Source organism: Micromonospora sp. MP36 (assembly GCF_008119785.1).
Classification (GTDB): domain Bacteria; phylum Actinomycetota; class Actinomycetes; order Mycobacteriales; family Micromonosporaceae; genus Micromonospora.
The window spans coordinates 1-18,997 of the sequence record NZ_VSFA01000074.1; the positions used below are offsets into that span (position 1 = coordinate 1).

Annotated in this window: 8 protein-coding genes, 1 tRNA gene and 4 pseudogenes; 6 read left to right on the top strand and 7 right to left on the bottom strand. The window is 69.7% G+C overall.

Annotation, left to right across the window (positions count from 1 at the left end; genetic code table 11):
• From FXF52_RS30555 to FXF52_RS30565, 4 genes and pseudogenes are all read right to left on the bottom strand, one after another.
• A partial coding sequence (locus tag FXF52_RS30555) for a S8 family serine peptidase (protein WP_255472498.1) occupies positions 1–4,378 on the bottom strand: 4,378 nt, incomplete at its 3' end.
• 351 nt (positions 4,379–4,729) lie between these two features.
• Positions 4,730–6,487 (bottom strand): hypothetical protein, encoded by a 1,758-nt coding sequence (locus FXF52_RS44225; protein WP_370518049.1) that lies wholly within the window; start codon positions 6,485–6,487, stop codon positions 4,730–4,732.
• Positions 6,488–6,504: 17 nt separating this feature from the next.
• Positions 6,505–7,836 (bottom strand): annotated as a pseudogene (locus FXF52_RS44230) (AAA family ATPase); the annotation flags it as partial.
• Positions 7,837–8,076: 240 nt separating this feature from the next.
• Positions 8,077–8,424, bottom strand: a complete 348-nt coding sequence (locus tag FXF52_RS30565) for a LuxR family transcriptional regulator (protein WP_148801983.1) — start codon at positions 8,422–8,424, stop codon at positions 8,077–8,079.
• A gap of 33 nt (positions 8,425–8,457) precedes the next feature.
• Here FXF52_RS30565 and FXF52_RS42000 point away from each other — a divergent pair.
• Positions 8,458–8,553 (top strand): annotated as a pseudogene (locus FXF52_RS42000) (thioredoxin-disulfide reductase); the annotation flags it as partial.
• A 113-nt stretch (positions 8,554–8,666) separates the two neighbouring features.
• Entirely contained in the window at positions 8,667–8,957 is a 291-nt protein-coding gene (locus FXF52_RS44235) for a DeoR family transcriptional regulator (RefSeq protein WP_148801984.1), read from the top strand.
• A gap of 54 nt (positions 8,958–9,011) precedes the next feature.
• Here FXF52_RS44235 and FXF52_RS30580 read toward each other — a convergent pair whose 3' ends face one another.
• Positions 9,012–10,070, bottom strand: a complete 1,059-nt coding sequence (locus FXF52_RS30580) for a helix-turn-helix domain-containing protein (RefSeq protein ID WP_148801987.1) — start codon at positions 10,068–10,070, stop codon at positions 9,012–9,014.
• 415 nt (positions 10,071–10,485) lie between these two features.
• Here FXF52_RS30580 and FXF52_RS43410 point away from each other — a divergent pair, with 415 nt between their 5' ends.
• Both FXF52_RS43410 and FXF52_RS43415 read left to right on the top strand, forming a co-directional pair.
• Positions 10,486–12,339, top strand: a complete 1,854-nt coding sequence (locus FXF52_RS43410) for a S8 family serine peptidase (protein ID WP_255472500.1) — start codon at positions 10,486–10,488, stop codon at positions 12,337–12,339.
• A 221-nt stretch (positions 12,340–12,560) separates the two neighbouring features.
• Positions 12,561–14,900, top strand: coding sequence for a kelch repeat-containing protein (locus tag FXF52_RS43415; RefSeq protein WP_255472504.1), 2,340 nt, complete (start codon positions 12,561–12,563; stop codon positions 14,898–14,900).
• 87 nt (positions 14,901–14,987) lie between these two features.
• Here the strand turns inward: FXF52_RS43415 and FXF52_RS30590 are convergent.
• Positions 14,988–15,578, bottom strand: a pseudogene (locus FXF52_RS30590) (transposase family protein); the annotation flags it as partial.
• Positions 15,579–16,511: 933 nt separating this feature from the next.
• Here FXF52_RS30590 and FXF52_RS30595 point away from each other — a divergent pair.
• Positions 16,512–18,038, top strand: coding sequence for a recombinase family protein (locus FXF52_RS30595; protein ID WP_148801989.1), 1,527 nt, complete (start codon positions 16,512–16,514; stop codon positions 18,036–18,038).
• A gap of 2 nt (positions 18,039–18,040) precedes the next feature.
• On the opposite strand, the gene FXF52_RS30600 is transcribed toward FXF52_RS30595, so the two are convergent.
• Positions 18,041–18,124 (bottom strand) — tRNA-Leu (locus FXF52_RS30600).
• A gap of 101 nt (positions 18,125–18,225) precedes the next feature.
• On the opposite strand from FXF52_RS30600, the pseudogene FXF52_RS43420 reads away from it, so the two are divergent.
• Positions 18,226–18,531: pseudogene (locus tag FXF52_RS43420) on the top strand (hypothetical protein); the annotation flags it as partial.
• Between the last annotated feature and the right edge of the window lie 466 nt (positions 18,532–18,997).

The following is an 18,997-nucleotide window of genomic DNA, read 5'->3' on the forward strand; positions in this document are numbered from 1 at the left end:
CCATACAGAACGAGGATTTCAGCGTGAAGTTGACAGTCGTCGTGGCACCGGCCTTGATCCTGACCTGCCTGGACGCCGACACGTAGTCCTTGTCAGCGGCGATCAGGGTGAGCGGGTCGTACTTCTTGTCGAGCCAGTAGGCATAACGACCGTCCTTGTCAGTGGGCAGCCTGACGCTGAGGCCAGCGGCTTCGAGCTGCACCGACGCGCCGCCGAGCGGCGCGGACACTCCCTCGCAGTCCAGCCCGCTCACCGTGCCGGTCACCTTGCCCCAGCTCTTTGGGGGCGTGACGTGCATGGCGACGGCGACCGGTGCGGTCCGGTACGGCGTGTCCGAGTCCACCGTGATGTCGGCGAAAAGGTCGCCGGGCTGCGTGACCGACATGGTCGCGGCATCCAGCGTGACCGTCACCGTCGCGGACTGGCCCGGCGGCACGGTGAGCCGCCGCGCGTCGAGCGACAGCCACGACGCATCGCCCTCATCGCACACGTCGAATCCGGGCAGGATCTGCGTGAACCAGCCGGGCCCACCATCACCGCCTCCGACGTGATAGAAGCCGCAGGCGCCGCCGCCTCGGTACGTCGGCTGGATGGGGAAATTCGCCAACTGGTACCAGGTGTCCCCCGCCGCGTCGTAGGCCCAGCTGTCCATGTAGACCCCGGCCGCGCCGGCGCCCGCGCCGCCGGACACGATCAGCATGCCGTTGGCCGCGCTGTAGGCAGCCGCGTACACGGGGTGGGGCATGTCCGCTGCCCGGGTCCAGGTGTTGGTCGCCGGGTCGTAGACGAACGTCTTGTTGCTGGCGTCCTTGTCCGTCGTGCCGCCCGCGCAGTACATCTTGCCCCCGATGACACCGCAGGCCAGCCATGACGTTAGCTCGGGGTAGTTCGCGGCCCGCTGCCAGCTGTCCGTGCTGGGGGTGTACACCCAGACGTCGGCGGTCCCGCAGGTCCTGGTGCAACCGCCGACGACATACATCCTGCCGTCGAGCGTCGCTACCCCGGAGGCGGCGTAGCTGACCGGGGCAGGCGATCCGGTGCTCCACGTGTTGGTGCGTGGGTCGTAGATGTCCAGACCTGGCGCGATGGAGCCGTCCCCCTTGGCCGACCAGCCGCCGGTGATGTACAGCTTGTCGCCGACGAAAGTGCCGTTGGCCTTCTCCCGCATCGTGGGCTGGTTGGCGATCGGCTTCCAGCCCCCATCGCGCGGATCGAGCACCCAGCCCTTGTTGGTGTAGTAGATGGGCGGGACGTAGTCCCATGCGACGCCGCCGACCGAGTACACCTTGCCGTCGTGGACGGCGACCACGTTGTCGGCCACGGAGGTCGGAAGGCCCGGCCCGTAGACCCATCCGCCGTTGCCGGCTACCGCCTCGGACGCATCCGGCGCCGAGCTCTCCGCGAGCTTCGTACCTGCGAGGGCATGCCGCGATGTGACTGCCGAGCTCATCCTCGGGGTGGCGCTGGGGGTGGTGAGAATCGTTCGTCCCCCGGTCCGCTCGTTGAGCGTCACGTTCGCCGGAGCGGTACCAGTGTTCATGACCGTGACGGTGGCCGCGGAGCGACCGCCCATGGCAACGGTCTCATTGATGCTGCCGGTGACCTCCAGCCGCCCGGCGGGCAGCGGCAGGTCAACTTTGGTCACTGCGTCACCGACGACGGTCACCGTCTTGGTGAGGGTCGTGTAGCGAGCCCTCCCAGCGCTGAGGGTCTGCTCACCGGGCGGGGCGAGCAGCGTGTAGAAGCCGTCGCCGAGGGCGGCATCGTCCGGGGTGGGCCCACTGCTCGCCGCCGGCGCGCCGCCCATGCTGACGGGGACGGAGTTGAGGCCGGCACCGGTGTTGGCGTCGGTGACCTGGCCGATCACCAGGCCGCCCGGCTGCGGTGCGCACAAGCGCTGGCCGAGTTTGACGTTGTCGATCTGCCAGATGTTGCCGCCAGCACCGATGTAGTGGAACCGGAGCATGACCTGCGAGCGTCCGGCGGCCTGCGGCACTTGGATGGTCTGGACCGAGCCGGAGACGCTCGAGGCGTTCTTCTCCCAGACCGTCTGCCAGCTCTGACCGTTGTCGATGGACAGGTCGACCATCACATGCGCGGTCGGCTTGAAGTAGCCGATGTGATACGTGTTGAACTCCACGATCGGCGTCTCGGCACCGCTCAGGTCGGCCACCGGGGTGGTGAGGGTGGTGTCCTGAGTGTGGGCCGGGTCGAAGAGCTTGCCGTACACGGCGGCGAACAGACCCGTGCCCCTGGTCCGGTTCCCGTAGGTGCCCGGGTTGTCGAACCGCCAGACCTCGCCGTTGCCGACCGCGTCGGTCACGGTCCACCCGTCCGGGATGGTGGGCGCGTCGAAGGACTGGGTCAGACCGTCGAAGCGCACCGCGTATCCGGGGGCGGTGCAGGCTGCGGCGTCGACCGGCACGGCAAGGTCGAACGCGGTGTCCGCGCCGCCAGCCGCCACCTCACGGGTGAGGGTCGGGTATCCCTGCAGGTCGGGGTCGAACGTCAGCTGGTAGGTCCGGTCGGCGGGAACCAGCAGGTCGTACTTACCGGTGTACGGGTCGGTGAAGTGCGCACCGCTCGGGTCGCCGGGCACCGTGATCCTGGTGTACAGCGGCCAGCCGTGCCCCGAGCCGTCGGTGACCTTGCCGGTGACGTGGACGCGCGGTAGCGCGGTCAGCGCCTTGTCGAGGGTCGCGAACGCACGCTCCGGGACGGTGGCCGCGACGGTCGCCCCGGCATAGCCGAAGGCGTTGAAGGTGACCTGGTGCTCCCCCGCCGGGACGACCAGCCTGTAGCGGCCCTCGGCGTCGGTGTTGGTGTTCAGCTCGCCAACCGAGACGGTCACGCCCTGGATCGGCTTGCCGCTGGCTGCGTCGGTGACCGTGCCCGTGACGCCGGCTGGCACGTTCTTCACGAGGGCGAGGACGTCCAGCCGGCCCTCGCCGAAGACGTTGTTGTCGGCGTCGGTGCCACCGCACTGGTTGTTCGGGGTGTCGATAGCCGAGCCGTCGAGGAGCACCTTGGTCGTCGCCACGTCACCGGCCAGTGCCGGGGCCGCGGACCACAACAGGGCGACCGCGCCGGCGAGGTGCGGGGCGGCCATCGACGTGCCGCTCTTGGTGCCGTAGCCGCCGCCGGGCACGCTGGAACGCACGTTGACGCCGGGGGCCGCGATGTTCGGCTTGATCTCGCCGTTCTGGCCGGCGCCGCGGCTGGAGAACCACCCGATGGCGTTGGTGCTGTCGTAGGCGCCGACCGAGTAGTTGATGATCCGACTGCCCGGTGAGCCGCTCGTGTTGCAGCCGCCGCCGTTGTTGCCGTTCGACCAGGCCGCGAAGATCCCCGACGCTGTCCAGGCGGCGCTGATGTCCTCCATGAACGGGTCGTTCGACGGCGAGCCGGAGCCCCAGGAGTTGTTGATGACGTTGGGCCGCTTGCTGGCATCCGGGTTCTGGCCGTGCAGGTCCGTCGGCTCCAGCATCCACTGGCCCGACTCGATCAGTGCGGTGTCGCTGGGGCAGCAACCATTCGCGGCGATCCACCGGACCCCCGGGGCGACCCCGATATGGTTGGACCCGCCGTCGTCGCCGGCCATGGTGCCCATCGTGTGGGTGCCGTGTCCGTTCCCGTCGCACGGCACGCCAGGGCACCGGCCCGTGGCGTCGAACCAGTTGTAGTTGTGGTCGAACGTGCCGTCGCCCTTGTTGCCGCGGTACTGCCTCACGAGCGCCGGGTGGTCGTACTGGACACCGGTGTCGATGTTCGCGACCGTGATGCCGGCGCCCGTCACGCCGTACTGCGCCCACACGTCGTCGGCGTTGATGTTGGCGATGCCCCACTCGACCGAGTTCACCTCGGCGGGTGCCGTCCCTTCCATGGGCTCGGGCATCTGGTAGGTCTGAGGCGGCCAGAGCGACTGCACCTCGGGCTCCGCGGCCAGCTGTTCGGCCATCTTCAGCGAGCCGTCACTCACGTGAATCGCGTTGGTGGCCCAGAACGCCTTGTACTGGACATGCGCACGATCCAGCTCGGTACGGACGTCGGCCTGGCTGGCCCGGGCGGTCTCGCGCAGTGCCTTCGCCACCGCCGCGCCGCGCTTGTTCCAGTCCACGATCCGGCTGGCCTCGGACAGGTCGGCCGCGGCGTCGAAGCGAACCCAGAAGTCGGCCTTGCCCTTGGTCTTCAGCTTGTCGAGCAGGGCAGGACGGATCTTGTCGTGACCGTTCGGCTGCGGGTTGGCGGCGGCCTGAGCCGCGGGGCTACTCAGCGCGACGGCGGAAGCGATCAGTGTGATCGACGCCAGGCCACAGATGAGCCGGTCGACCAACCGTCGTGGTCTGGTCCGGCCACGACGGGACACGGGGAAACTCATGTCAGCTCCGAGGTGAGGTGGTTCTTCTGGATGCAGAACACCGACGCGGCGGCGTCGGACACGACGGCACCGAGGGCGTGCCCACGCTCCGCGCACCACAGGTGCACGGCCGCACGGACGGCCGGCTCCGTGGAGAGCAGCTCCAGCACGGCCCCCGTGGGCAGCTCCTCGACCCGGCGAGCAAGCAGCGGCTCCACCCGCTCCCAGGGTTCGCTACCGGCATCGACGACCATGACCGGCGGGGGGTGGTCGGCTGGCGGGCCGGGGACGTCCATGGCGCTCCTCGCTGTCGCATCGGTGATCCGGCCCGGACCGTACGGCGGCGCGCTTACCGAGCGATTAACGGACCGATTACCGGGTCCGGACGTGCTGGCCGTCGGCCGCCCGTGCCTGGTCGAGCTCGCGTCTGATGCGGCCGACCGATTCGAGCGCCTGGATGTCGCCGCTGCGCGCGGCAAAGCTCTCGCTCTCCCGCAGCGCCGACTCTGCCGCATCCAGGTCCCCGCGCTTGAGGGCGACCCTGGCGAGGTGGACCAGGCAGTACGCCAGGGACCACGGGTTGCCGAAGGGGCGCACCATCTCGACAGCGGCGAGGGCGCCTTCGTGGGCCTCCTCAAGATTGCCGGTGACCAGGTCGAGGCGGGCGAGGTTTCCTCGCTCGAATGCGATGTGCGTCGGGTCGCCCCCCTTTCGGCCAGGCCGAGCGATCTCCTCCGGTACACCCGTGCCTCGTCGTACCTGCCGGCCCGTAGCGCGAACTCGCTGAGCATCGACAGCACTGTGGTCAGCAGCCCGACGTCGGCCACTCTCTCGGCGTGCTCGAGCGCCTGGTGCCCGACCTGGTGCGCCTCGCTGGTCCGGTCGAGCATGGCCAGGGCGAGCGACCGATTGCCGAGGGCTCGGCCGAGCAGCAGCGGTACGCCGTCGCCCTCGCCGGAGGCGGCGTGGGCGGCCGACTCGGCCTTGATGGCCGAGGCCAGCATCTGCTCGTACCGTCCGAGGGGGAAGTCGACGACGCTTGAGGCCAGGTGCAGCGCCACCTGCGCAGCCGCCGACAACGGACCGGACGGAAGTGTGGTGCCGTTCAGGAGGGTGCGGGCGTCCTTGGGGTGGCCCGACTGGCAGACCAACTCGGCGAGGGCCGCCAGCGATCGCGCGGCTGCATCGGCCGTGCCGGCTCGCAGGCGGTGCTCGAGAGCGCTCCGTAGTGCCTGCTCCGCCTGGTCGTATCGGGCGAGCCGGCGCAGGATCAGCGCATGGTCGTGGCGGGCGTCGGCCACCGCGGCCTGCTCGTCGGTCGCATCGAGGCGCCCGATCAGCTCGGTGTAGTAGCGGTCCGCGCTGTCGTTGGCGTACAGCGCGGCAGCCTTTTCGGCGGCCCGCCGCAGCCACGTCACGGCACGCGGGTCGTCGGCAAGGGCCAGGTGGAAGGCCACCGTGTCGACGGCGTCCGGACGGTGCCCGAGCACCGCGTCGGCATGGGCGGCATGCAGCACCCGTCTGCGCGCGCCGTTGAGGCCCGCGTAGCAGGCCAGCCGCACCACGGGGTGCCGGAAGCCGTAGCCCGTCACTGTCCTGCCGGCCGACACCACCTCGCGTTCCTCGACCAGGCCGGTAGTCAGCAGCCGGTTGAGGGCGGCCGCGAACCGCGGTGGGTCGATGGGTGGGTGCAGCCCCGCACGGGCGACCTGGGAGGCCTCGCCCAGATGGACGTCGCCCCCGGCCGCGGCGAGGACGTCGATGATGGCGCGCTCGTCGACGCCGAGGAGGTCCAGCCGTGCCTCGACCGCACCTCGCACCGAGTCTGGGACGCCGGCGCTGTCCAGCCCCGCCGCCGAGGGCAGCGGCAGCCCGCTGTTGACCAGACCGGCAAGTTCGGTGGCGAACAGCGGGTTCCCCGCGGAGAGCCGGAACACCTGGGAGGTCAGGGAGTCGGAGTCGACGCGCTCCGCACACAGTGCGCGCACGAGCCGGTCGCAGTCCTGTTCGCTCAGCCGCATCAGGTCCACGCGCCGGGCCAGGTTCTGCCGGATCGCCGCGTTCAGGATCCGCCTGCGGCCCGGGTCGGCGATGAGCTCCTCCTCCCGGAACGTGGCGATGAACCTCCACGGCTGGTCGCCGGCACGACGAACGACGTGGTACAGCATCTGCAGCGAGCCGAGATCGGCGGCGTGCACGTCGTCCAGGACCACCAGGATGCCGGCCGGCGACGCAGTAGCCAGATCCTTCAGCAGGCCGCTGACCGCCTGGAACAGCCGGGCTCTCTCCTCCTCCGGGCCGACGCCCCGCATCGGGGCCGGCCCGAGGGCGGGTACCAGCGTCGCGAGCGCGTCGTGGCCGGACGCAGCGGCCGCCTGCTCGGCGGACGACCGGGCTGCGAACCAGGCGTCGAACGCGTCCGCCCACAGTCCGTACGGCGTCTGGCCCTCGGCCTCGTGGCCGGCCGCCCAGAGCACCATCGCCCCGCGCCCATGGGCGGCACGCGCCGCTGCGGCGGCCAACCGCGTCTTGCCCACCCCGGCTTCGCCGGCGACCAGGGTGAGCGGCGGCAGCCCCGGATCCGCGGCGGTGATGAGCCGCAGCGCCTCCTTCCGGCCGAATATCGGGGTGCGTTCCGCTGCCCGGATCGCGGCGGGCAGCGCAGGGTGTGGGGAGCCACCCGCCGGCCGGGCCGCAGACCCGGCGCACTCTTCGACGGCCGCGCGGTGGAGCTGCTCGAGGACGGCGCCGGGGCCGACGCCGAGCTCGCCGTGCAGTGCGAGACGGGCCACCTCGTACTGCCGCACCGCCTGCTCGGGACGGCCGAGGGCGAGGTGGCTGCGGAGCAGGAGTTCGTGGCCTTGCTCGTCGGCGGGGTTGCCGACCAGGTGCCGTTCCAGCAGTCGCGCGGCCTGCCGCGCCTGATCGGTCGCGAGCCATGTGAGCGCCAGCTCGTGCACGGCGTTCGTGTGAAGCCGGGTCAGTTCGGCTCGCCGCATCATCGTCCAGTCGGCGTACGAGTCCTCGGGGAGCAGCTCGGGTTCCAGTTGCTCCAGCACACTGGCCAGCCGCTCGGCCCGTCCGACGGAGGCGGTGGGCTCGGCAAGGACGGCGTTCGCCGCCGCCTCGACCTCGTCGACGTCGACGGTGACCAGCTCGGGTGCGAGAGCGAGCAGCTGGCCGTCCAGCAGTAGATAGGCCGACGCCTCGCGGGGCCGCAGCTCCGGTTGGAGGGCGTGCCGAGCGGTGTGGAGGGCCACCCACAGACTGTTCCTGGAGGAGTGCGGCGAGGCTCCCGGACGAAGCAGCTCCATTGCCTGGTCGCGGTGCATGCGGTGACCAGGCGCGAGCGCGAGCAGCTTGACGAGGTTCTGCGCACTGGGCCGCCGCCACTGCGGCTGGACCAGCGACCCGCCACGTACGGCCCGAAACCCGCCCAACAACAGAATCCGTAACGGCGGCACCTGGTCGCCGACCATGGCAGTCAAGAGTGCACGCCCACCTGGACGCCTCCCCCTTTCCCACTTCAGTCACGCGTGCGCTGACCTGCGCACGGCCTCCCCAGAGAAGACTTGGGACGGAACCATATAGCACAACCAGCCCGCCCGACTATGTCCGGCGGCGATCACCCCGGTTCGCCGACGCCGGGGCCTCGATCTGCGACCACGTCGCTGGCGCTGGTCGGGCAGGCCCACGAACCTGGTCGCCGCCCGGTGCCGTCACGCCCAGTTGTGACGCGCGGCGTACCAGCCCAGCCCCATCCGGGTCTTGACACCGGCCAGATCCATCACGTGTCGTAACCGACGCTGCAGGGTCCGCAAGGAGATGCCGAGCTGGTTGGCGACGATCTGATCGGTGAGCCCGGCCAGCAGCATTGCCAGGATCTTCCGGTCCAGCGCCGTCGGGGCATCCGCGTCCGCTCTGGTGGCGGCATCATCGGTCAGCCCGGGCAGTGCCGAGATGTCGATCGGGTGGGCGTAACGCCGCACGAGTTCGAACATCGCATCCATGGCGGCCAGCAGCCCGGTGCGGTGCAGCAGCAGCCGGGGTGCCCCATCGGGCATCACGGCCCAGAACTGATGGACAACCTCCGCAAGCAGGCCGACCGTTTCCTGACCAATGACAAGATCAAGGTCGAGTGGAACAGCGTCGTCGAGGAAATCCTCGGCCACGACGGCGATGTCGCCGGAGTCCGAGGCATGTGGACACCACGTCTTCGGGGTTCGATCGTCGGTGTCGTGCCGGTCGTGATCCTGTTCGCGTTGATCGAGCGCCGCCTCGTCGCCGGTCTTAGCGCGGGTGGCGTGAAATGACCAGCGCTGCCGGCTCCCGCGGTGACCGCTCCTCGCGGTTCCGTTTCCCTGCTGGGCTCGCCGAGCGGGGCCGACTTTCGGTGACCGAGGCGGCGACCGAGCTCGAGGTTTCTGAGGCGACCGTCCCACGTGGCTTTCCCGCACTGGCCAAGCAGCAGCTTGTTACCCGCTTCGGCCAGTACCTCCGCCACCTCATCCGTTCCGGGCCAGCGCGGCTTCCCTGTCCGGCAGAGGTGCCGCCCATACGTTCGATCGATACGGGCGACCCGGGATGTGCCCTCGGCTGAGGAATGGGGAAAAGGGTTTCCGCGCGACGCGACCCCGGCCAGCCATCGTTTCAACTAACCGCCATTGGGACTCCGTCGCCCGTCGGGCGTCACCGGTCCGATCCAGCCATGCCAGGCGGCGTACCACGCCAACTGCATGCGGGTCACCGCCCCCGCCCGGTCCATCAGCTTGCGTACGCGTCGCAACACAGTGCGCTGCCCAATTCCGAGTTGACGGGCGATCACCGCATCGGTGAGGCCGCTAAGCAGCAGGGTAAGCAGTTGACGGTCCGCCTCGCCAAGCGGGGGCCCCTCCGCGCGCACGTCGGCAGCCCCGATGGGCAAGGCCCGTGACCAGATCAGCTCGAACAGCTCGGTCAGTCCGTCCAGAAGTGGGCCGGGGTGGATCAGGGCCGAATCGGCCGCGCGCCCCGTTTCGCCCGCGACCGCAGGGACGATCGCCAGCTCGCGGTCGACAATCATCGCCTTGAGCGGCACCCGGTGGGCGATGCGGGCGTCCTCACCCGCCGCCACGTAGCGGGAGATTCGGGTCAGGCCGCCCTCCCGCTCGATCGCCCGCCGGTCGTACACCGTCCGATAGCGCACGCCCGCCGCCAGTCGTTGGAGCTCGGTCTTGTTCGTGACGTCCCCGTCTGGCGCCCGTGGTGTCAGATAGGGCGGCACGTCAAGGATCAACACCTCGCGACGCGCCCTACGCTGAATCTGATCGATACGCTGCGCCACTACAGCGTTCGGTGTCGGCTCCACCAGCGCCCGCACCTGGTCTGGCCGGGACGCGGTGCGGTACTCGCCCGCCAGACGCCCCAGAGCCGCGCGGGCAGCGTGCAGCTCCTGCAGCCGTCCCAACAGCAGCACCTCTCCGGCGATGTCGGGTGGAGACACGATCAGCCGTGTCCGGTGTCCCTCGGCACGAGTAAGCAGGCCCTTGGCCGCCAGGCCGTCCACGGCCGTCAAAGCCTGTTCCCGGGGCATCCCGAGCAACTCCGCCACCGAGTCTTCCCAACACGGGTCGGTCCGTATCAGCAGGGTGTACAGCCGGGTTTCCGTGTCCGTCAGCCCCAGCGCCCGGAACATGGTCTCTTCCCGGGCCCCTTCACTCTCCTGGTATCTCATTCCTTCACCCGGCCTTCATCGGTGGTGCCCAGACAGCTCGTGGCCACACAGGAGCTGGGGCAATCTAGCGCGGCGAACCTAGAAGGCGGCACTTACCAGATCATTACCGTCGCCAACGCAACGCCCTGGGAAACCGTTCGGACGGACGTAGTGGGTTAGCCGCCCTCACGGCACTCGCCCGACTCGACGCGGTCGCGAGGCGGTTCGGTTGGCCGGCGCCTGGCTTCACCACTTCATCGGCGCATTTGCGCCGATGACATTCATCAGCCATTGACACCTCTTGATCACGCTCCGCGTGTCAATCGATACTCGCGCATGGCTTGATCAATCAAAGCCGCCGGCGCGGGCGGTGAGCCGCACCGCGCTTCCCGCACCCCACGGCGGGCGACTTCCGCCATACCTGGAAGGACACATCGTGGCAAGACACAGAAGACCGCTGCACGGGGCCATCGCGGCCCTGGCCGCACTCGTGCTGGTGCCGCTTACCGGCGGCACCGCGTTCGCCCAGCCAGGGACGGACGAGACCGCGGTCAAGCGGAAGGCTGAAGGGGCAGGGGCGGCCTCCGCGTCGGACAAGATCCGCCCGGAGCTCGCGAGGCGGCTCGAGGGCAAGAGCGAGGGCAACTTCTGGATCCACTTCAAGGACAAGGCGGACGTGAGCAAGGCCAGCCAGATCAAGGACTGGGCCAAGCGGGGCACCGCGGTCGCGGAGGCGTTGCAGAAGACCGCTGCCGAGAGCCAGGCCAAGGTCCGGGCTAAACTCGAGCGCTCGGGCGTGAAGTACCAGACCTTCTGGGCGACCAACGCCATCAGGGTCACCGGCGGCTCGTCCTCGATGGCGCAGGACTTCGCCGCCCACGCGGAGGTCGACGGCCTGTACGCCCCGATGGAGTACAAGGCTCCCGAGGTCACCAAGGGCACTGACGAGCATACCGTCAACGCCCTGGAGTGGGGCATCGCCAACATCAACGCCGACGACGTCTGGTCCCAGTACGGCGTCAAGGGCGGCGGCATCACGGTGGCGAACATCGACACCGGGGTCCAGTTCGACCACCCGGCGCTGGTGAACTCCTACCGTGGCAACAACGGCGACGGCACGTTCGACCACAACTACAACTGGTTCGACGCCGCCGGCGCCTGTACCGACGCGCCCTGTGACGAGGACGGACACGGTACGCACACCATGGGCACCATGGCCGGCTCGGACGGCGCGAACCAGATCGGTGTCGCCCCCGAGGTCAAGTGGATCGCGGCGAACGGTTGCTGCCCCAGCGACGAGGCGCTGATCTCCTCCGGCCAGTGGATGCTCCAGCCCAGGGACCTCAACGGTCAGAACCCGGACGCCAGCAAGCGACCGAACATCATCAACAACTCGTGGGGTTCGCCGCCCTCCAACGCCCCGTTCATGGAGGACGTCACCGACGCGTGGGCCGCGTCGGGCATCTTCGGGGCCTGGGCCAACGGCAACGACGGTCCGGGCTGCCAGACCAGCGGCTCGCCGGGCAGCCGGATCAGCAACTACTCCGTCGGCGCCTACGACATCAACAACAACATCGGCGGCTTCTCCTCCCGCGGCAGCGGGCAGGACGGCGCGATCAAGCCGAACATCTCGGCCCCGGGCGTAAACATCCGGTCGAGCGTTACGGGCGGCACCTACGCCAGCTACAACGGCACCTCGATGGCCGCCCCGCACGTCGCGGGCACGGTCGCGCTGCTGTGGTCGGCGGCGCCGGCGCTGGTCGGTGACGTCAACGCCACCCGCGCGCTGCTGAACAACACGGCGATCGACAAGGCCGACGACCAGTGCGGCGGCACCGCGGCGAACAACAACGTGTACGGCGAGGGCCGGCTGGACGCCCTCGCGCTGCTCAACGGGGCCTCGATCGGCGACACCGGCACCCTGGCCGGCACGATCACGGACGCGAGCAGCGGTGCCCCGATCGCGAGTGCCACCGTGGCCCTGACCGGTGCGGCCACCATCCAGCTGAGCACCGGGCGCGACGGCAAGTACTCGGCGCGGCTTCCGGTCGGCGACTACCAGGTTGCCGTGTCGGCGTTCGGCTACGGGAGCAAGACGGGTCGGCGACGCTCACCAAGGACACGACCACGACGACCAGCGTCGCGCTGGCGGCGATGCCGAGTGTCACCGTCAGCGGATCGGTCACCGACGGGTCCGGACACGGCTGGCCGCTCTACGCGAAGGTCGGCCTCGAGGGCCGGTCGGGCGTGTCCGACTACACCACCCCCGCCGACGGTCACTACAGCTTGAAGCTCCCGGCCGGGGCGACGTACAGGGTGACGGTCAAGCCGCAGTACCCGGGCTACCAGACGGTGAGCAAGGACGTCGTGGTCGGCTCGAGCAACGTCACCCACGACGTGGCCGTGCCGGTGAACGTCAACGACTGCACCGCGGCGCCCGGCTACCGGGCCGGCTCCGACGGGGTGTACGAGACCTTCGACGGCACCACCGTGCCGTCCGGCTGGTCCGTGGTGGACCACCGAGGTACCGGCCAGGTCTGGCAGTTCACCAACCCCGGCAACCGCCGCAACCTGACCGGCGGCGGCGGCAACTTCGCGATCATCGACAGTGACAAGTACGGCGGCAGTGGCAACCAGGACACCTCGCTGGTCAGCCAGGTCGTCAACCTGTCCGACGTCGCCGCTCCGGTGGTCCGGTTCAACCAGGACTTCCGCCGGTGGCAGACCGAACGCGCGGACGTCGACCTCAGCCTCGACGGCGGCACGACCTGGACCAACGTGCTCCGACAGACGGCCGGTTTCCGCGGGCCGCGGGTGACCGAGGTCCCGATCCCGCAGGCCGCAGGCAAGGACCAGGTCCAGGTCCGGTTCCACTACTACGACGCCTACTGGGGCTATTGGTGGCAGGTCGACAACGTGCTGATCGGCAGCCAGGCCTTTTGCCAGCCGACCGACGGTGGCCTGGTGCTCGGCCACGTGCAGGACAAGAACGACAACAGCTACATCAACGGCGCCACCGTCACCAGCGACGACCGGCCGGCGGAGACGGGCACCACGGTGGCGACGCCGGACGACCCCGAGCTGCCCAACGGCTTCGTCTGGATGTTCTCGTCGTTGACCGGGTCGCACAAGTTCACCGCGAAGGCCCGCCGCTACGTCAGCCAGAGCAAGGAGATCGACGTCCAGAAGAACGGGGCGACGACCGCAACCTTCCAGCTCCCCGCCGGCCGGCTGTCGGTCGAGCCGACCGAGGTGAGCGGGACGGCCAAGATGCCCGGCGGCACGGTGAACAAGACGTTCACGGTGACCAACACCGGCGGAGCACCGGTCGACGTCCAGTTCAGTGAGCGAAACGGCGGCTTCGAGCTCCTCCGCGCCGACGGGTCCACGATGAGCGAGCAGCAGCTGCTCGCCTCCACCGGCGCGCCGGTGCAGCGGCTCAACGTCCCGACGTCGTTGGCCGCGCTGCCGGCCGGCAAGGAGGCCACCGCGAACTCGGCCCCAATCACCCCGCAGGCCGCGCCGTGGGCGAACATCGCCGCCTACCCGGCGAAGGTCATGGACAACCGGGTGGTCAACCTCGACGGCAAGATCTACTCGATCGCCGGCAGCAACGGATCGGCCTTCTCGGCGAAGAACTACGTCTACGACCCGATGGCGCAGCAGTGGGCGCCGATCGCCGATCTTCCCAGTCCGCGTACCGCCATGACGGTGGGGGTCGTGGACGGGAAGATCATCGCGACCGGCGGCTGGGGGGCGAACGGCCCTGACGGCGCCACCTGGTCGTACGACCCGGCGGCCAACACCTGGACGACGGTGGCCAACAACCCCGCGCCGCGCGCCCAGGCCGGGCAGGCGGTCGTCGGCGGCAAGCTGTACGCCATCGGCGGTTGCGCCACCTCCTCCTGCGAGCCGATGTCCAACTCCGTTGTCCGCTACGACGCTCGCAGCGACACCTGGGAGACGGTGGCCAACTACCCGAGGTGGGTGGGGTACCTCTCCTGCGGTGGCATCGGCGGCGTCGTCTACTGCACCGGTGGTAACGACGGGTCCGCCTCGCAGAAGGCTGGCTACGCCTACGACCCGGGTGCCGACACCTGGACCGCCATCGCGGATGCTCCGGTCGCCGCCTGGGGCAGCTCGTCCGCCGTCGCTAACGGCAAGCTCATGGTCGTCGGCGGCGTGCAGGGCGAAGGCATCACCAACGTTGGCTTCGCCTACGACCCCCGTGCCAACTCCTGGTTGAACCTGCCGAATGCCAACGCGGCCCGCTACCGCGGTGGCGCGGCGTGCGGCTTATACAGGATCGGCGGTTCCACGGGCAACTTCACCGCAACGCCGGACAGCGAGGTGCTGCCCGGGTTCGAGGAGTGTGCCGAGGCGGAGGATGTCAGCTGGATAACGATCGACAAGACGTCGGCCACGCTGGCGCCGGGCGAGAAGGTCACGGTCACCGTCAGGATGACGGCAAACGTCGACCAGCCGGGCGCCTACTCCGGTTCGATCTTGATCAATGGGAACGTGCCGTACCGGTTGCAGCCGGTGCAGGTGACGATGAACGCGCAGCCTCCGGTGACCTGGGGCAAGTTGATGGGTACGGTCACCGGGACGAGCTGTCAGGGTGTCAGCTCACCGCTCAAGGGCGCGACCGTCCAGGTCGACTCGAAGACGGGCTCGTGGACCTTTACCACGGACGCCCAGGGCAAGTACGCCTACTGGCTGGACCGCAAGCACAACCCGTTGAAGATGGCCGTCGCCAAGGACGGCTGGAAGCCCTCCCAGACCCGTCAGACGTCGATCAGCAGCACCCCGAGAGTGGAGGACTTCGCACTGTCCCCGACCAGGTGCTGACAACTGAAAGGTAAAACGTCCGGCCCGCCTGGTTCCCGACCGGGCGGGCCGGACCCGTTCGGCGGCCGCGCCGCCTCCTGGCCGGTTCGGCCGGAAGCGGCGCCGCTTGAACGGCGTGCGCACGCTGCCCCGAGCGCCCTGGTAGCCCTTATCGGCGAAGGTCATCACGTCCGCGCTGGTCAGCGCGTCGATGATGCCGTGGATGCGGGCGGCGGTGAGGTCGTGCGCCGAGCCCGGCAGTGCCGGTGAGGCCCACACGAGCCGGCTGGCGGCGTCGGCGATGACCTGCACGTTCACGCCATGCCGCTTGTGCTTGCCGGAGTAGTACGGCTTCTGGTCTGCCACACGGTCGATCGGAATCAGGGTGCCGTCCAGGATCGCGTACGCCAGTTGCCGGATGCGCCGCATCGCTGTGGCCAGGTCCTCGGCGACCGCTGCGAGCAGCATGATCGCTTCCTGCACGTAGCGCCAGGCGGTGGCGACACCGACCTCGAACCCGGCAGCGAGCCGGGTGTAGGTGTCACCGTTGCGCAGGTGGGCCAGGGCGAGCAGTGCCTGTCGGCCCGGCGCGAGACGCCGCCACCGGGATCGATACCGGTTACGGTGCTGGCGGATGAGGTCGGCAAGGTGGTTCAGGGTTCGGCAGAACAGGGGGATCGTGGAGGGGTAAGACAGCACAGGCGAGGCTCCCGGTCGGGGCATCGGATCTTGGTCGACTGCTGTCTTACCTGGAGCCTCGCCCTTATCGATATCCGGGCTCGCCGCGACGACCAGCGCCCCGTGGGACAGACGGCGGTTGCGCAGCGGCGGGATGTAGTGGCTCAGCACGTCCCCAAGCATGAACATGCCCGAGCAACGTGATCAGCTTCTCGAACACGTCCTGGGCCTTGTCGACCGGGTAGCGGCCCCGCACGCCGTAGGCGAGCGTCCGCGACGTCATCCCCACCAGCATGGCGAGCGCCGCGTCCCGATCCACCTCCGCCAGGCACACCGCAAGCTCCTCAGCATCCTGAGGCGCCTGGGGCGGACCACCGAACGAACTGGCCGAGCCGATGACACCACAGTCGGCCAGGAACGCGAACACGCCCGGGAAAGAGTCCTCGCCACCGGCGAACCTGATCAAGGCCCACAAATGCTCCTTGCCGTAGGGTCCTGGGAGTCCGGCCAGGAGATGCTGAACCCTCGCGAGCCGCTCAGACGCGTCCAAACGCCGGTCACCCCGTCGGCCCACTGTCGGGCCGGAACTCGTGGACGACCCCGGTCGGCCGCCACAGGGTCACCGTCTCGGCCACTGCGGCACTCCTTCCTGGCCGGCGCAGAGTACCGGCCGGCCCACGACATGGACCAGCCGGTTTCCGCCTTCAGCGTCATACCGGCCAGTCGAAGCCGAACTGCCGGGCGGCTTCCGCGCTGACGCCGGTCAGGCACTACCGGTGGCGCACCGAAAACTGGCCGAGGCGGTCACCGCACAGCCGCAGACCAGGTGACCAGCCGGGTCCGCCCCGCACGGTTAAGCCACAGAGGTTGCGAGTGGCGAGTCCCACGAACCACAGCATCGTTAGCCATCTATATCGAGGCGGATGGCTGTAACGTGTGTGGGGAGCGGTCTTGATGCAATACGCGCCGGAACTCGACGGCCCCGACCTGCTCGGCTGGTGGATACGGCAGCCGAACCAGCGAGGCCGCCAACGGGCGCGGCGCCCGACAACATCACCTCCACCCGGCATCCGCTTCGCCTTCTACGGGCGCATGTCCACCGTCGACTTCCAGGACCGGGCGTCGTCGTGTCGGTGGCAGCGCAACTACGCCGAAGACCTGATCGCCGGCCACGGTCGGATCGTGACCGAGTTCTTCGACGAGGGTGTCTCCCGCCGGAACGCTTGGCCGGACCGCCCGCAAGCGGCCTTGCTGCTCGCCGCAGTGGCGGACCCGGCGCGCGGGTTCGACGCGATCGTCGTGGGCGAGTACGAACGTGCCTTCCATGGCCAGCAGCTCGAACAGTTGACCCCCACCTTGGTCAGGCATGGTGTGCAGCTGTGGCTTCCGGAGACCTATGGGCCGGTGGACTTCGACAACTCGCGACAGTTGGCGTTGCTGGACCTGCTGGGCGTGCACTCCCAGCGGGAGGTGTCCCGGGCCCGGCACCGCACTACTGTGGCCATGCGTGCCCAAGCCGAGCTGCAGGGTCGACATCTCGGCGGCCGGCCGCCTTACGGCTACCGGCTCGTCGACGCCGGCCCTCATCCGAACCGCGCCCACGCCGCCTGGGGACGCCGTCTGCACCGCCTGGAACCAGACCCGGCCACCGCGCCCCACGTGCGGTGGATCTTCGAGCAGCGGCTGGCGGGCTACAGCGTGGCCAGTATCGCCCGCGCCCTCAACGACACCGGCATACCGTGCCCGTCCGGCGCAGACCCGGCACGCAACCCTCACCGCAGCGGCCAACGCTGGATGCTGACCACCGTCGCGGCGATCCTGGCCAACCCCCGCTACACCGGCCGCCAGGTCTGGAACCGGCAGCGCAATGACCACGACGACCTCACGCCCGATGGGACCGTCGCGCGGCACCGCGAGGTCCAGCGCTGGAACGCCGCCTCGCAGTGGGTCATCTCCCGCCAGATCGCTCACCCGCCGCTGGTCACCGAGGAGCAGTTCGTCGCGGCCCAGGCGATCCACACCGCGCCTACCCCCGCTGATGGCGCTCCTCGCCACTACCTCCTGGCCGGCCTCGTGTGCTGCGGCATCTGCGGCCGCATCATGGACTCCCACTGGGTCCACGCCCGTCCCGGCTACCGCTGCCGCCACGGCCACACCAGCAGCCGCACCAAGACCTCACCGCAGCCGAAGATCCTCTACATACGGGAAGACCACCTGCTGGACCGCATCCGACACGACCGCGGACTACACCGACACCACCCCGCACTGCGCAGCCCCGACCCCGAAAAGCTCACCGCCTACCTGCGCACCAACAACATGGTCATCGTGTGTGACCACCGCGCATGGACCGTCGAAGCCGAGACCGCGGTCTACCCGCTCAACCCGCAGGGAAGCCGCCTCGCCGCCACAGCAAAAATCCCCGCCCAACGGGACGGGGATCACGCAAAACACGAAAAACCATCACGCTTCGTGTGGAAATAACGTGTCCGAGGGGGGACTTGAACCCCCACGCCCTATACGGGCACTAGCACCTCAAGCTAGCGCGTCTGCCATTCCGCCACCCGGACTTACTCGTCCAGCCTACCCTGTCGGCCGCGGTGACCTGGTCACCGGTTCGGCCGCCCCGGTGGGCCGCACGGGGCATTACTGTACACGGCCCAGATGGATCATGCACACCGCCGCTCCGTCTCCACGTTTCCGCAGGTCAGGGCGGTTAGTCGGGAGCAGCCTACGGGACCGGTTTCCATTTCCGCGGGGGTCGGGTGGCGTCCGACACCCGATTCCGGGCAGCATTGCTCACGTGTCCCACCCCTCCCCCCTGACCGCCGCGCAACACCAGGCCCTCGCCCTGCGCTCCGCCGGTGATCTGCCCACCGCCCGCCGCCTGCTCGACGACGCGATCGCCGCGGCCCGACCGGCGTACGGGGAGGACCACCCCGACGTGCTGGCCACCGGCCACCTGCTCGCCCGCCTGCATCGGGAGGCCGGCGACCCGGCCGCCGCCCGGCGGGTGCTGGAGGAGGCGTACGCGGCCGGTGAGCGCCGTCGCGGCGAGGCCGACCCGCTGATGCTCGCGCTGAGCTTCGACCTGGCGGGGGTGGCGGAGGAGCTCGGGAATCGGCACGAGGCCCGCCGCAACTACACCCGGGTGGCCACCGCCGGGCCAGCGGTACTCGGTCCGGACCACCCTGCGGTACGCACCGCGCGCCAGTATCTCGGCGGCTCCGCCGCCGCTCCCGCCGCGCCGGGCTCTCAGCCTGGCGGCTCCGCCGCCGCTGCTCACCCCGGCATGGCCCCGCTGTCCGAACCGACGATGTCGCTGCCGGCCATGTCGGCCCGGAACCAGCCGCCGGCCGCACCACCGGCGCCCGGAACTCCAACCGCTCCCCGCCCGGCGCCACCCGCTCCTGCGGCGCCGGGGGTGACCTCGCCCGCAGCCG

Coding starts and splice junctions, on each gene's coding strand:
- FXF52_RS44235 (WP_148801984.1), top strand. CDS start 8,667: ATGACCAGCGCTGCCGGCTCCCGCGGTGACCGCTCCTCGCGGTTCCGT.
- FXF52_RS30580 (WP_148801987.1), bottom strand. CDS start 10,070: ATGAGATACCAGGAGAGTGAAGGGGCCCGGGAAGAGACCATGTTCCGG.
- FXF52_RS30595 (WP_148801989.1), top strand. CDS start 16,512: ATGCAATACGCGCCGGAACTCGACGGCCCCGACCTGCTCGGCTGGTGG.